At 34.4% G+C, this 15372-nt stretch carries 14 protein-coding genes; 4 read left to right on the forward strand and 10 right to left on the reverse strand.

The features are described 5' to 3' along the window. Positions 1–55: 55 nt before the first annotated feature. Positions 56–985 carry a manganese-dependent inorganic pyrophosphatase gene (locus G314FT_RS07895; protein ID WP_257700288.1) on the reverse strand — a complete coding sequence of 310 codons (930 nt, stop codon included), beginning with the start codon at positions 983–985 and terminating at the stop codon, positions 56–58. A gap of 164 nt (positions 986–1149) precedes the next feature. On the opposite strand from G314FT_RS07895, the gene G314FT_RS07900 reads away from it, so the two are divergent. Further along, positions 1150–1350 carry a helix-turn-helix transcriptional regulator gene (locus G314FT_RS07900; protein WP_257700289.1) on the forward strand — a complete coding sequence of 67 codons (201 nt, stop codon included), beginning with the start codon at positions 1150–1152 and terminating at the stop codon, positions 1348–1350. A gap of 13 nt (positions 1351–1363) precedes the next feature. After that, entirely contained in the window at positions 1364–1768 is a 405-nt protein-coding gene (locus G314FT_RS07905) for a hypothetical protein (RefSeq protein ID WP_257700291.1), read from the forward strand. Positions 1769–1813: 45 nt separating this feature from the next. Here the strand turns inward: G314FT_RS07905 and G314FT_RS07910 are convergent, their stop codons facing one another. From G314FT_RS07910 to parE, 5 genes are all read right to left on the reverse strand, one after another. Next, positions 1814–2431 carry a PepSY domain-containing protein gene (locus G314FT_RS07910; RefSeq protein WP_257700292.1) on the reverse strand — a complete coding sequence of 206 codons (618 nt, stop codon included), beginning with the start codon at positions 2429–2431 and terminating at the stop codon, positions 1814–1816. A 146-nt stretch (positions 2432–2577) separates the two neighbouring features. After that, a complete protein-coding gene (gene pflA / locus G314FT_RS07915; protein WP_257700294.1) occupies positions 2578–3351 on the reverse strand; it encodes a pyruvate formate-lyase-activating protein in 774 nt (257 codons plus the stop codon). A 78-nt stretch (positions 3352–3429) separates the two neighbouring features. Continuing rightward, positions 3430–5676 (reverse strand): formate C-acetyltransferase, encoded by a 2247-nt coding sequence (gene pflB, locus G314FT_RS07920; protein ID WP_257700296.1) that lies wholly within the window; start codon positions 5674–5676, stop codon positions 3430–3432. 304 nt (positions 5677–5980) lie between these two features. Beyond that, positions 5981–8437, reverse strand: a complete 2457-nt coding sequence (gene parC / locus G314FT_RS07925) for a DNA topoisomerase IV subunit A (RefSeq protein ID WP_257700304.1) — start codon at positions 8435–8437, stop codon at positions 5981–5983. A 29-nt stretch (positions 8438–8466) separates the two neighbouring features. Beyond that, entirely contained in the window at positions 8467–10482 is a 2016-nt protein-coding gene (parE, locus tag G314FT_RS07930; RefSeq protein WP_257700306.1) for a DNA topoisomerase IV subunit B, read from the reverse strand. 262 nt (positions 10483–10744) lie between these two features. Between parE and G314FT_RS07935 the strand changes: the two genes are divergently transcribed. Continuing rightward, positions 10745–11950, forward strand: a complete 1206-nt coding sequence (locus G314FT_RS07935) for an MFS transporter (protein ID WP_257700308.1) — start codon at positions 10745–10747, stop codon at positions 11948–11950. A 45-nt stretch (positions 11951–11995) separates the two neighbouring features. On the opposite strand, the gene G314FT_RS07940 is transcribed toward G314FT_RS07935, so the two are convergent. Beyond that, on the reverse strand, positions 11996–12625 hold the full coding sequence (locus tag G314FT_RS07940; RefSeq protein ID WP_257700317.1) for a DUF1361 domain-containing protein: 630 nt from the start codon (positions 12623–12625) through the stop codon (positions 11996–11998). A gap of 24 nt (positions 12626–12649) precedes the next feature. Next, complete coding sequence (locus G314FT_RS07945; protein ID WP_257700319.1) at positions 12650–12841, reverse strand: hypothetical protein; 192 nt, start codon at positions 12839–12841, stop codon at positions 12650–12652. A gap of 160 nt (positions 12842–13001) precedes the next feature. Between G314FT_RS07945 and G314FT_RS07950 the strand changes: the two genes are divergently transcribed. Next, positions 13002–13175: a hypothetical protein gene (locus tag G314FT_RS07950; protein WP_257700329.1), complete on the forward strand. Its 174-nt coding sequence runs from the start codon at positions 13002–13004 to the stop codon at positions 13173–13175. A gap of 11 nt (positions 13176–13186) precedes the next feature. On the opposite strand, the gene G314FT_RS07955 is transcribed toward G314FT_RS07950, so the two are convergent. Together G314FT_RS07955 and G314FT_RS07960 are read right to left on the reverse strand one after the other, a co-directional pair. Then, a complete protein-coding gene (locus G314FT_RS07955; protein ID WP_257700331.1) occupies positions 13187–13876 on the reverse strand; it encodes a DNA alkylation repair protein in 690 nt (229 codons plus the stop codon). A 56-nt stretch (positions 13877–13932) separates the two neighbouring features. Beyond that, positions 13933–15282 carry a glucose-6-phosphate isomerase gene (locus G314FT_RS07960; protein ID WP_257700333.1) on the reverse strand — a complete coding sequence of 450 codons (1350 nt, stop codon included), beginning with the start codon at positions 15280–15282 and terminating at the stop codon, positions 13933–13935. Positions 15283–15372: the final 90 nt, after the last annotated feature.

Raw genomic sequence — 15372 nt, forward strand, 5'->3', positions numbered from 1 at the left:
AATTAACGCCTCATTTGAAAAAAATCTCCAAGTTTCCTCAGAGATTTTTAGGTTTTTATGCATTAAATGCGTTTGTTAGTGGTGGAACCACTTGTTTTTTACGTGACACGACGCCAGCTAATTCAGCTGTATTATTTTCCAATGTCACATCAAAGGCTGCTTCCACTTTTTCTTTTGGTTCCCCAACAACAAGAGCCACTGAATTACTATCTAAAATATTTGTAATCACTAAGATAAATAAATCAAACCCGTTATCAGTGTTTTCTTTTGCCATCGCTTCTTCTAATTCTGCTTGACGAGCTAATACGTCATTCACGTCTACTGTATTAACTTGACCAATACGAACTGATTTATCGCCCATTGGGAAAGTTTTGGCATCCGCATTGATTAATTCTAATGCAGTTTTAGTTGAAAGATTGGTTCCTGCTTTTAACATATCCAATCCATAAACGTCTAAATCAACACCAGCAATTTCAGCTAATTCTTTTGCTGCTTTAATGTCTTCATCCGTACAGGTTGGTGATTTGAATAGTAATGAATCAGAAACAATCGCTGAAAGCATCATTCCTGCAACATCTTTTGGAATGTCAATGCCATGTTCTTTATAGATTTTTAAGATGATTGTATTCGTACAACCAACTGGCTCAGCACGATAATACAATGGATTAGCTGTTTCAAAGTTTGCAATACGGTGATGATCCACTACAGCTAATACGTCTAATTCTTTAATGTCACTCACACTTTGTTGTGCTTCATTGTGATCGACTAACATCACTTGTGTTGTTTCATTGGAACAACTTTCAATCACTCTTGGTGCATCCACGTTAAAATAGTTTAATGCATACGTTGTTTCCTCATTTGGTGTTCCTAAAGCAACGGCTTCCGCTTCTACACCTAGTTTATTTTGTAGATAAGCAAATGAGATTGCTGAAGCAATTGCATCTGTATCCGGATTTTGATGACCAAAAATTAATACCTTTGTCATAGTTATATATCCCTCCAATTAATGTCATACAATTTGTATTATATCACAATTTTTATCATCAATAAGCAGAAAATTTTAAAATTAAGAATGTAAAGCTGACTTGACATTTTTAATCGTCTTTAGTAATCTGTAAATGTAAAGGATACTTTACAAAAGGAGGGGCTATGAAAAACAATTTAGCTAACATTAGAAAAGAGAAAAAAATGACTCAACAAGACTTAGCCAGTGTGTTAAATATTTCTAGACAAACCATCATTTCACTTGAAAAAGGAAAATATAATCCTTCTATTATCCTAGCACTAAAGATTGGAAATTTTTTTAATATCCCTGTTGAAGACATTTTTTTATTAGAAGAAAACGATTAAAAGGAGAACACACATGAAAAAGAAAAAAATTGCAAGTTTCATCTTATTTACCATTGGAGTAATCTTACTACTTATCGGTTTATTAATTCAATCAAACTTATCCTCTATTTCAATTGGCCTTGGCTCAGGATTTATTGGAGGAGCGATTGCAAACTTACTGAAATACAAAAAATTTGTTACCAACCCCCAATATGCCAAACAATATAAAATAGAAGAAAATGACCCTCGTAACATTGAAATACGCACTATGGCACTAGCAAAATCTGGCTCTATTTTATCCATCTTAGTTGTTATTTTATCTCTGATCACATCCGCCACACAACAAGCTCTTTGGATTACAGCAACACTCGTTAGTTTATTTATTATTCACACAGCATTAACATTTTATTTTATCACCAAACTAAATAAAACTATGTAAAAAACAGATAGGTTAGTCGTTATAGCTAACCTATCTGCTTTTTATTTAATCTGCATCTGTTTCAATAATTTCTCCAGTTTGGGCATTAATCTTGTACTCAATTTCTTTTGTCATACCATCTTTAATTGATACGTCCCAATAAGTCACGCCCATATCTTCTTTGATTTCCCAATCATCTATTTTGCCAGAACCAGCTTCTTTCAAAGCAATATCAAATATTTCTTTCATATCTTTTAAATTAGTTAAATCAAGTTTGTTCTCTCTACGTTTAATACCATTTCTTTCGTCACGATCTAAATTTTCTTCGCGTTCTTTTTTTAATTCTTTTGTATCAGTGTTGATTTTTATTGAATATTCTTTATTGTCATCTATGCCTTCAATATCATAAACTGTTTGCCCAAAACTAGTATCTAAACTAATTGATATGATATCAGTATTTGGATAAGTTTCTTTATATGTTTCTATCGCGTCTGATAAACTCACCTTATAAACTGTTTCACTTGCACTTGATTCACTCGTTGATGAACTAACTGAGTTACTTGAAGCTGAAACTTGTGAGCTTGATGACTTAGTCGTCTTACCCGAATCCGTGTTTTGCGATGAACACCCTGCAAACACTCCTAATGATAAAACCACACTACTTAATAAGATTATTTTTTTCATTGCTCATTCTCTCCTTTTGGTTTTCTTAATACAATTTTATTATAAAGTATGTTTTATGAAAATAAAATCCTACTTAAGAATGACTTTAACATCATTCTTTCCATACAAACTAAAAAACCTAGAAGATAACACTTCTAGGTCATTCATTATTTCACTGCACGTTTTTCTTTATACTTATTATAGTCTGCCGTATGAAGTAATTCTTGGGCATTTTTTACTCGCTCTTGAGTTGGTGGGTCAATGCCTTTTAATGGGTAATCAATTCCTAAGTCCTTCCATTTGAAAAGACCCATTGTGTGATATGGCAATACTTCAACTTTATCGACATTTTTTAATTCTTTAATAAAATTATCCAATCGAATTAAATACTCATCATAATCCGTTCTTTGAGGAACCAACACATGACGAATCCAAACTGGCTGACCAATATCAGACAAATACTTTGCCATTTCTAAAATATTATCATTTGTGTGCATGGTTAGTTCTTTGTGACCTTGTTGATCGATATGTTTGATATCAAAAAGAAACAGATCAGTGTATTTCAACATTTCATTGAATTTACTAAAAAATGGTTCGTCAAATGTAAATGGTTTACCACATGTGTCCACCGTCGTATGAATCCCATGTTTTTTTGCTTTTTTAAATAAATCAATGATGAAGTCAAGTTGAAGTAATGGCTCACCACCACTTATAGTGATACCCCCATCTTCTCCCCAGTAAGATTTATAACGTAAAGCTTCTTCCAGTATTTCATCAGTTGTCACTTCACGTCCTCCACCGATTTTCCATGTGTCAGGATTATGACAAAACTGGCAACGCATTTTACACCCTTGCATAAATACGATAAAACGAACGCCAGGACCATCAACTGTCCCTAAATTTTCTGTCGAATGAATTCTTCCTGTTACTGATTCTGTCATTTTAGTCACTTCCTAACTTTGCTTTAAAAAAAGGATGACCGCTAAAACAGCCATCCTTTTATTTTACTAATGATTTAATTACATTCTATCATGAGCTGTACGAGAAATAACGTCTGCTTGTTGTTCAGGTGTTAAATCACGGAATTTAACAGCATATCCAGATACACGGATAGTTAAGTTTGGATATTTTTCTGGATGAGCTTGAGCGTCTAATAATAAATCAGTTGTAAAGACGTTCACGTTCAAGTGATATCCTCCTTTATCGAAGTAACCATCCATTACATTACGTAAGTTGTTAATTCGAGTATCATCATCTTTACCTAAACCATTAGGGTTAATAGTTTGTGTATTTGAGATACCATCTAAAGCTGATGTATAAGCAAGTCTTGCAGTTGAGTTTAATGATGCTAAAAGACCATTTTTCTCACCTAAGAATTTACCATCTTGGTAACTTGGGTTAGCACCTGGTGCTAATGGTTTACCTGCACGACGTCCGTCTGGTGTGTTACCAGTTGCTTTACCATAAACAACATTAGAAGTAATCGTTAATAATGATGTTGTAGGTGTTGAGTTTCTATAAGTATGTTGACGTTTAATTTGAGTCATGAAGTAGTCTAAGATCCAGTTTGCCATAGCATCTGCTTCTTCATTGTCATTTCCGTAAGTTGGGAACTCATTTTGTGGTACATAGTCAACTGCTAATCCATCTTCGTCACGGATAACTTGAACGTTACCATGTTTGATAGCCATGATACTATCAGCCGCATGTGAGATACCAGCGATACCTGTTGCGAATGTACGTTTTAAGTCAGTATCCATGAATGCTAATTGTGGTGCTTCATAAGCATATTTATCATGCATGTAATGGATAACGTTTAATGTATTTACATATAATTCTGCTAACCAATCTAACATATCTTTATAACGAGTGATGAATTCATCATAGTTTAATGTATCACCAGTCATTGGACGGAAACGAGGTGCAACTTGTGCTTTAGTCACTTCGTCAATCCCACCGTTGATTGCATATAACACAGCTTTTGCTAAGTTAGCACGAGCTCCGAAGAATTGCATGTCTTTACCCATAACAGTGGCAGACACACAACAAGCAATCGCACAGTCATCTGATCCCCAGTTAGCACGTAATAAATCGTCATTTTCAAATTGGATTGAAGAACTTTCTTTCGCAATTTTAGCTGCGTAAGTTCTGAATCCTTCTGGTAAATGAGAAGAATACAATACTGTTAAGTTTGGTTCTGGAGATGGTCCCATGTTTGTTAAGGTATGTAAGATACGGAAATCATTTTTAGTTACTAATGAACGTCCGTCAATTCCCATACCAGCAATTGATAATGTTGCCCAAATTGGGTATCCAGAGAATAATTGGTTGTATTCAGGCGTACGAGCGAATTTAACCATACGTAATTTCATAATTAAGTGGTCAATTAATTCTTGTGCTTCAGCTTCGTTGATTACGCCATTTTCTAAGTCACGTTGGATATAGATATCTAAGAATGCAGAGATGCGTCCGATTGACATAGCGGCACCATTTTGTGATTTAATGGCTGCTAAGTAACCGAAGTATACCCATTGGATAGCTTCTTGAGCGTTTTTAGCAGGTTTAGAAATATCAAATCCGTAGTAAGTAGCCATTTCTTTAATGTCAACTAACGCTTTGATTTGATCAGACACTTCTTCACGTAAACGGATAACATCATCTGTCATCACTTTGTTACCTACGTTAGATAAGTCTTTTTTCTTTTCAGCAATTAAGAAGTCAATTCCGTATAATGCTAAACGACGATAGTCACCGATAATACGTCCACGACCATAAGCATCTGGAAGACCAGTGATAATTTTATTTTTACGAGCGGCTCTCATTTCTGGTGTATAAGCATCAAATACACCTTGGTTATGAGTTTTTCTCCAGTCACTGAAGATTTTTGTCATTTCGTCATCCACTTCATAACCATTAGATACTAAGGCATTGTTTGCCATGTTGATACCACCAAATGGCATAAAGGCTTGTTTCAATGGTACATCTGTTTGCAATCCTACGATTTTTTCTTCTTCTTTGATTAAGTAACCTGGTTCATGTGATGTTACTGTAGCAGGGATGTTGTTATCCATGTCATAAACACCATTTTTTTCATGTTGAACTTCAAATAATTCTTGTAATTTAGTCCATAATTTTTCTGTGCTATCAGCAGCTGGCTCTAAGAAACTGTCGTCACCTTTATACTCTGTGTAGTTTGCTTGAATAAAATCTCTAACATCCACTTGTGTGCGCCATTTACTACCTTTAAATCCATCCCAGTATCCCATAATATGAGAACCTCCTTAAGTTAGTTGTTTCAAAGTTTTATATTTCATTTATTTACATGTTCAGTATAACACAAAAACAGATTTGCACAAGTGTTATAGTGAAAAAAAATACTAATTTTGTTAAAAAAAACACAATTACCGTTTAACCCCTAGCTTTAGTGACTTTCTTAAAATTTTATTAAGGAAGTTTTTCTGCTTATCTGTTTTATTTCCTGTACCTATCTGTATTATAACAGCGGTTACATTTTGAGTCGTGTCATATAACAGAAAAAAGAAGAAACCTTTTAAAGATTTCTTCTTTTTATTAATCTTCTTTTTCTTTTTGTGAAATAGTTAATTTAACCACTTCTCCATCTACTTTTTCATTCGAAACAAATGAACCATTAGACGTTCTATCGTTTATAGGGATGTCCTTTATATCAACTGTATAGCTTGAACCATTTTGAGTTTCAACTGTAATAAATTCATCATCACGATTTGTTGAGACAGCAGAAAAAACGCGATGCGGTTGACTTTTCAATTCTCTTAAAACCATCAAACCACGTTTTGCTCGCCCTAACTTACTAATCTCTAATACATCCATTTTCTTGACTGATCCACGTTGTGTCACGACTGTCACCAAATGTTCTGCCGTACTAATTGGGAAAATATGACTGGAAACCAAATAATCTCCCTCTTTTAAATTCATGGCTTTAACGCCAGACGCTTTTGCTCCAACTGTTGGCACATCGCTTAAATCATAACGTAATCCAAATCCTAAGTGACTTATCAAGGTGACTTCATACTCTATTTGAGTTGAGATCAGGTTTGCACTAATCAATTCATCTGTGTCTGTTTTAAGTTTCATACACATCAACGGACGGCTCTTATAAGTACGCCAACTAGCAAATTCGCTCATTAGCGTTCGTTTAATCATACCTTCCTTTGTGACAAAGACAAATTCTTTCGTCTCATCAAGTGTTTCATAAGGAAAGACTTTTAATATTTGCTCATTTGGAAGAAGTGTACTTAGCGTTTGTGAAAAATGTTCACCAACATCTTTCCATTTTTTATCTGTTAATTCATGCACAGGTCGATAAATAATATTTCCTTTAGTTGTCACAAATAATACATGATGATGAGTATTTAATTGTCCAGCATAAATTAGCTCATCTGATTCTTTCATGTCAATGGCATCATCTTTTGATGCACCGTACGATCTTAAACTACTTCGTTTAACATACCCTTCACGCGTCACACTCACCATGACATCTTCTTGTGGCACGATAACTGCTGTTTCGATATTGATTTCTTCGATCTTATCTTCTAACACTGTTCTTCTGTCAGTGTCATAATTTTTCTTCACTTCACGTAATTCTTTTTTCATGACTTTTAACAACTCATTTGGGTTATTAATGATTGATTCAAGTGATTTAATCAATTGTTCTAACTCAGCTGCTTCTTGCTCAAGAGCTGTAATATCAGTGTTAGTCAAGCGATATAATTGCAATGACACAATCGCTTCTGCTTGCTCTTCACTAAAGTCATGTGCTGAAATCAAATTATCTTTGGCATTCTTTCTGTCTTTACTTTGACGAATAATGCGAATCACATCATCCAAGATGGATAAAGCTTTCATCAAGCCTAGTACAATATGTTCACGTTTCTTCGCTTTAGTTAAATCAAACTGACTACGGTCGATAATCACTTGTTTACGGTGAGTAATATAGCCCTCTAAAATATCTTTCAACCCAACTTGTTGTGGACGAAGTTTATTGATGGCTACCATATTAAAGTTATAATTCACTTGAAGTTCCGTGTTTTTAAGTAGGTAGTTTAAAATACCTTCTGCGTCGACTTCCTTACGAAGCTCCACCACAATACGTAAACCCATTCTATCTGTTTCATCTCTAACTTCAGATATTCCTTCAACACGTTTTGTTAAACGCAATTCATCCATTTTTTTCACTAAGTTGGCCTTATTCACTTCATAAGGAATTTCAGTAATCACAATTTGTTCACGTCCACCTTTAAGTGGTTCAATTTCAGTTTTAGAACGAATAATTACTCGACCTTTTCCTGTTTCATAAGCTTTCTTCAATTCTTTTTTTCCTTGAAGAATCGCGCCTGTTGGAAAATCTGGTCCAGGAATAAATTCCATTAATTTTTCCACACTAGCATTTGGATGATCGACTAAGTAAATCGTGCCATCAATGACTTCACCTAAATTATGTGTCGGAATTTCTGTTGCATACCCAGCTGAAATCCCTGTTGACCCATTAACTAAAAGATTCGGAAATCCTGCAGGTAAAACAGTTGGTTCTTTTTCTGTGTCATCAAAGTTCCAAACAAAATCCACGGTTTCTTTTTCGATATCTTTTAATAATTCACCACTAAGTTTTGATAAACGTGCTTCAGTATAACGCATCGCAGCAGGAGGGTCGCCATCCATACTCCCGTTATTCCCATGCATTTCAATTAACGGCTCGCGTAACTTCCAATCTTGACTCATACGAACCATTGCTTCATAAATACTACTATCACCATGGGGATGGTAATTCCCCATGATGTTTCCGACCGATTTAGCTGATTTTCTAAAACTTTTTTCGTAAGTATTGCCATCCTTATTCATTGAAAATAAAATCCGGCGTTGAACAGGTTTTAGTCCATCCCTTATATCGGGTAATGCTCTATCTTGAATGATGTATTTTGAATAACGTCCAAAACGGTCTCCCATTACATCTTCTAGACTAAGATTTTGAATCCCATGTTCTTGATTCATTCTTGTTCTCTCCCTTTTGTTGGTACTCGCTAATCAAATAGATTGATTTCTTCAACTGTTTTATTATCAGATGTCACGTGTTCCTCTAAAATGTCATGATTTTCTAAGATACTACCATCTTCTTCTAACGTAAATTGAACATGTTCTTCAATCCATTTGCGGCGGGGCTCTACTTTATCGCCCATCAACGTTGTCACACGTCTTTCTGCTCTTGCTGAGTCATCAATCGTCACACGAATCAATGTTCTTGTATCAGGGTTCATCGTTGTTTCCCATAGTTGATCAGCATTCATTTCACCAAGACCTTTGTAGCGTTGAATTAAATAGCCTTTACCCATTTTTTTGGTAATATTATTCATTTCATCATCTGTCCACGCATATTCAAGCTGTTCAGTCTTACCGCGACCTTTACTCACACGATAAAGCGGTGGCAAAGCGATATAAACTTTTCCTGCTTCGACAAGAGGTTTCATGTAACGATAGAAAAACGTCAATAATAACACTTGAATATGGGCCCCATCTGTATCCGCATCGGTCATAATGATGACTTTATCATAATTGACATCATCTAGTTGAAAATCAGGGCCAACACCAGCACCAATGGTATAAATCATGGTGTTGATTTCTTCATTTTTTAATATGTCTTGTAGTTTAGCTTTTTCCGTATTAATGACTTTTCCTCGAAGTGGTAAAATCGCTTGGAATTTTCTGTCGCGACCTTGTTTAGCAGACCCTCCGGCAGAGTCCCCTTCGACTAAGTACAATTCGTTTTTCTTTGGGTTACGTGATTGTGCCGGAGTTAATTTACCAGATAGTAAAGATTCCCCTTTACGACGTTTCTTGCCGTTACGGCTGTCTTCTCGTGCTTTACGTGCCGCTTCTCGTGCTTCTCGTGCTTTCAGCGCTTTTTTAACAAGCATTTGAGATAAATCATTGTTTTCTAATAAATAAAATCCTAATTGATCACTAATAACTGTATCAACAATCGTCCTAGCAACTGGTGTACCTAATTTCCCTTTTGTTTGCCCCTCAAATTGAAGCAAGTTTTCTGGTATACGCACACTAATAATCGCTGACAGCCCTTCTCTAAAGTCGCTACCTTCAAGATTTTTATCTTTTTCTTTTAATAAACCAGTTTTTCTAGCGTATTCGTTAAATGATTTTGTTAACGCCGTTTTCATTCCAATTTCATGTGTTCCACCATCTCTTGTACGCACGTTATTAACAAAAGATAAAATATTTTCAGAATAGCCATCATTGTACTGGAAGGAAAATTCGACTTCGATTCCTTCTTTTTCTCCGGCAAAATAAATGATTGGAGACAAATCATCTTTGCTTTCATTTAAGTAAGCAATAAATTCCTTGATTCCATCTTCATATAAAAAGACATCTTCTTTTTCTTGCCCTTCACGTTCATCAGTTAACGTAATTTTAATACCTTTCAATAGAAAGGCAGATTCTCTTAGACGTTCTGATAAGACATCATAAGAAAAAACCGTTGTTGAAAAAATGGACGCATCTGGCTTAAATGTAATCGTTGAGCCATTTTGTTTAATCGAGGTTTTCACCTTTGTAAACTTTCCATCAGGGTGCCCACCATCTTTAAACGATAAGGTTGCCTTCTGACCATCTTTAACGGTTTCCACTGTTAATGTACTTGATAAGGCATTAACCACACTTGCCCCAACACCATGAAGACCTCCTGAGGTTTTATAACCACCTTGACCAAATTTTCCACCTGCATGCAGTATGGTAAAAATTACTTCAATCGTTGGCTTTCCAGAAGCATGCATTCCTGTTGGCATCCCTCTACCATAATCTCGTACACTAATACTATTGTCTTTATGTATTGTTACATCAATTTCTGTTCCATAACCAGATAACGCTTCGTCAACCGCATTATCAAAAATCTCAAAAACCAAATGATGCAATCCTTTAGAGTCTGTTGATCCAATATACATCCCTGGACGTTTTCTTACCGCCTCTAGACCTTCTAATACTTGAATGGATGAATCATCGTATTGTCTATTTATTTCTTTTGACATAGGTAAACTCCTTTTCTACCATCATTACGTAAACAAGTTAGTTGCTTGTTCTAATCAATAATAGGCTACTTTTACGCCGATGTAAAGAACAGGTATTCGCCCTATTCACGGCAACATCATTTATTCTATAATAAAATAATGTATCTTGCAAAGTTAGTTTTTTTTCGAAAAAATAATGAAGCTTTTGATTTTTCAATTTACAACGTTTTTAAAAAACTGTATATTTATTAAATGATGATATTTTTTTAGAAAGGACACGTCTATGAACAATACAAAAAAACAAGTTAATTTATCTTTACTATTATCCACATTATTTCTAGGTTATGTGATTGTCTATATTGATAAATTATCTGTTGGGATTTCCATCATCTCCATTAGCAAGGATATTCCTATGACTGAAAGTCAAAAAGGACTCATTTTAAGTGCTTTCTTTATTGGTTACGCTATTATGCAGGTTCCTATGAGTTTTGCGATTAATCAATTTGGGGCAAAGAAAGTCCTTATTTGGTCTGTCTTTATGATTGGTGTTTTTGATTTTATCTTCAGTTTTGGAGAAACCGTGACAATGCTCTTAGCCATTAGATTATTAACAGGAATGCTGGCTCATTCTGGTTACCCTTCCGCTTCTAGTAAGGAGATCATTGATCATTTCCCTTTAGAACGCAGAACATTTGCTAAAGGCATTCTCATTTCTTCTTCAGGTATTGCTGGCATTGTGGGACCTATTCTACTATCACCAATTATCGATAAATATAATTGGAAATTTGCTTATATGTTACTGACTATTCTGGCTATTTTAGCTTCTTTTATTATTGCAAGAAGTATTCCTACACCGAATAAACAATCAAACGAAATCGTTGAAGAAGATTCTGAAAAAGTATCCTTACTGAATATTTGGAAAAACCGAAATATTTGGATACTTTTTGCTGCCGCATTTTTTGTCAATAGTTTACTTTACGGTATTAACAACTGGTTACCAAGCTTTTTAACAAGTCAACGTGGCATTACACTGACTCAATCTGGTATTGTCAGTTCATGCGTTGGGGTGTTTTCTCTCGTTGGAGCCATTGGTGGAAGTTATGTTGTAAGTAAGTTTTTTTCTGAGAAGGATACACTGGTGATTATGATTATGGCAACGATTGGTTCATCATTAGTCTTTTTATCTTATTATCTCCATTCTCTTGTCCTATTTATTCTCGTCTTAGGATTAGCAACATTGTCTATGACAGTTGCCTTTGTAACCCTTATGACAATCCCTCTGAAAGTATTTACTGGTAAGCACTTTGCACCAAGTTACTCTACTATTTCAACTGGTGGTATTCTAGGAGGCGCAACAGCACAAATCATTATTGGTTCACTAGTCGATGGTTCTGAATCCTATTTATCTGCTTTTATTTATTTCTTTGCTTTAGGTATTTTAGCCACACTTTCTTTAACCTTCCTTAAAAAAGGCGCTGAACACTACTAAAAAAAGCACGTCACCTTCATTAATTCACTAAAGGTGATGTGCTTTTTATTTTAATTTTGATAATTGTTTATTCATTGTCATCACACCAACAATCGCTAAGTGAAGAATTAAAAAAAGGAATACTATTTCTAATTTGACGAGTGACCAGTTAAGAAAAATGGTTTTAAACACATACCAAGGTCTAACAAAAATATCAATTGAATGAAACCTCGGTGGAAATCTACCAGCATAAATTCCTAGTGATGATAACAAACACGCAGCAATTAATATCAAACTGACTTGAGTCATGTTTAGGGCATAACGATTTTTAATATAATTTAATAGTTTTAACAATTGACCAAACCCAATTAAAACAAAACTAAAAACCGCTAAAAATAATACCACAGTCAATGTCCAATCACCTAAATTTTTAATGCTATCTCCTGTAAAATGGTTATAAATATCTAAAATATCCATATGAATAATATCTGTCACTAAATAAGGAATATTAGGGAAATATAACATAAATAAAGCTGCTAACCCTATTTTCAAACTATTCTTCTTGACACGAAAAAATTGAAATGATAGCTCTAAAGGGATATAAGCTAATAAAATATTCAATGATAAAAACGAAAAACGTGTATTATATGCCCCAATGATAAGTAATAGACTCATTAATCTAACAATATTTTTCATTTTTTCACCCCTTCTCTATCTTAATCATTGGTGTCCTATTAGACTTCTAAAATAAAGAAATTCTTCCATCAACTCTTTATTGATTCTTTCTCCCTTAAACATCGCGTTTTGTGCAGCTTGATATAATACATTAAATCGATTCATATCAACCTTTTTATCTAATATAAGGATCGCTTTTAAATGAGATAATTCTGTTATAAAATCTTCTGGATTCATTCTTTCTACCCCTTCATCTAATTTTTATCTATCTACATATTATAACATCTTTTTACCCATTTTTTGAAAAATTCATTAAATATTCAATTCTTTAAAACACTTTTTTCTCTTGAAATTTGTTATAATGAAAGAAATAAATAACAAAAAGGGGATGGAATAAATGATTTATATTGACAAAGAAAAATTTGCTCAAGCTGTCTTGATGTCTGAAAAAAAAGAATTAACACTCGATCAAAAACTTGATTTATATGTTAAAGCCATGGATTTGGCAGCTAAACATAACAAAGAAATTCCCAAACCAAAAATGAATATGTTTGGAACTAAAGCACCTTAAAAAGCTTTCCATTAATTGGAAGGCTTTTTAAGTGTCTTTAGATAGTCTTTTGTTTCTGGTGAGATTCTTGAACTCTCTCTTGCTTTTTGAATGGTTTTTAGGTGTGTCCAGTCATCTAATCTTCTCTCATTAATATAGGGAATCGTTGCGTCATATTGTTTAGCCAAACTGGTCGCAAAAAACCACGCACGCATCATATTGACATAATAGGCCTCACTTTCCACTTCACAAACGCGTTGTGGAATTGTTTCATTAAAATTTTCTTCTGCTAGATATATGTTCATCAGCTGTAATATCGCAAAACGGACGGTATATTCTTGACTTGATGTCAACCATTCATCAATATATGGCAGTAACTTTTTTGGATTCTTTTTAAAAATAGCAGGTGTTTGGCAATCCGTTACTGCCCAATTATCCACATAAGGTAAAAACGTTTGGTATGCTTTAATGGCTTCATCAAAGTCTTTTATACTTGAGATAATTAACATATGCAGGACATTTTCCTCGTGATAGGTATGAGGTAATGCTGATAAAAAGTTAGTAGTAACCTCATTTTTAATCATCTCTTTAGCTAGTTTTCTAAGTTGTGGCATCCTCACACCAATGACCTTATCAGGACTAATTGTCGGGATTAATTTCGCGTTAAATATTTTGTAGGCTCTGTCTTGCATTGAAAAAAGGGTTGCTTGTACAGATGTCATAGATTTCCTCCATTAAAAAAGCACCCGACAAATTTGTCGAGCGCTCATCAATTGTCTTATTTAAGACGTTCATTTAATTCTTTTGCTAAGTCTTCAAAACCAGGTTTTCCAAGTAAAGCAAACATGTTTTTCTTGTATGCTTCAACACCTGGTTGGTCAAATGGATTGACACCATTTAAGTAACCTGAAATACCTACTGCGATTTCAAAGAAGTACATTAAGTAACCTAATGTATAAGCATCTGTTTCAGGAATATTTACCACAAAGTTTGGCACATCACCATCCGTATGTGCTAAAAGTGTTCCTTCAAAGGCTTTTGTATTAACAAAGTCAATTTCTTTTCCTTGAATGTAACCTAAACCATCTAAGTCTTGATCAAGTACTGGAATTTCCACGTTTTTACGAGGTTTTTCGACTTTAATGACTGTTTCAAAAATGTTACGACGTCCTTCTTGAATGTATTGACCTAATGAATGTAAGTCAGTTGAGAAGTTCGCACTTGATGGGTAGATACCTTTTTGGTCTTTTCCTTCAGACTCTCCGAATAGTTGTTTCCACCATTCAGAGAAGTATTGTAAGTTTGGTTCGTAATTGATTAATAACTCAGTTACTTTTCCTTTACGGTATAAAATGTTACGTAATGCAGCATATTGATATGCTTCATTTTTTGTTAAATCATCAGAGCTGTAAGCAACGCGAGCGTCAGCAGCACCTTTCATTAACTCATCAATGTTAGCACCTGTTACAGCGATTGGAAGTAATCCAACTGGTGTTAACACAGTGAAACGTCCCCCAACATCATCAGGAATAACAAATGTTTCCCAACCTTCAACGTCAGCTTCTGTTTTAACAGCACCTTTAGCTTTATCAGTCGTTGCATAAATACGTTTGTTTGCTTCTTCTTTTCCGTATTTTTTCTCTAATAAATCTTTAAAGACTCTAAATGCAATTGCTGGTTCAGTTGTTGTACCAGATTTAGAAATAACATTCACTGAGAAATCTTTGTCGCCAATAATTTGGATTAAATCAGCTAAATAAGTTGAGCTAATAGAATTTCCAGCAAAGAATACTTGTGGTGTTTTTCTTTCTTCATTGTCTAAAAGGTTATAGAATGAGTGGTTTAAAAAGTCGATAGCGGCTTTAGCTCCTAAGTATGATCCACCAATTCCAATGACGATTAAAATATCTGAATCTGATTGAATTTTTTCTGCTGCTTTTTTAACGCGAGCAAATTCTTCTTTATCATAGTTTTTTGGTAAATCAATCCAACCACGGAAATCATTTCCTGGTCCAGTTCCCTCACGCAATGCATTGTGTGCTGCCGTAACTTCTGCTTGCATGTAACCTAATTCATGGTCACCGATAAATGTACCGACATTTGAATAATCAAAACGAATATGTGACATAATCATCCTCCTAGTAATATGTGATTCTTAGTACAAGAATACATCCCTATTCTACCACTTTTTTGAATGTTTCACATCTTTTTCAGATAG

Source organism: Vagococcus luciliae, assembly GCF_024637875.1.
GTDB lineage: Bacteria > Bacillota > Bacilli > Lactobacillales > Vagococcaceae > Vagococcus > Vagococcus luciliae.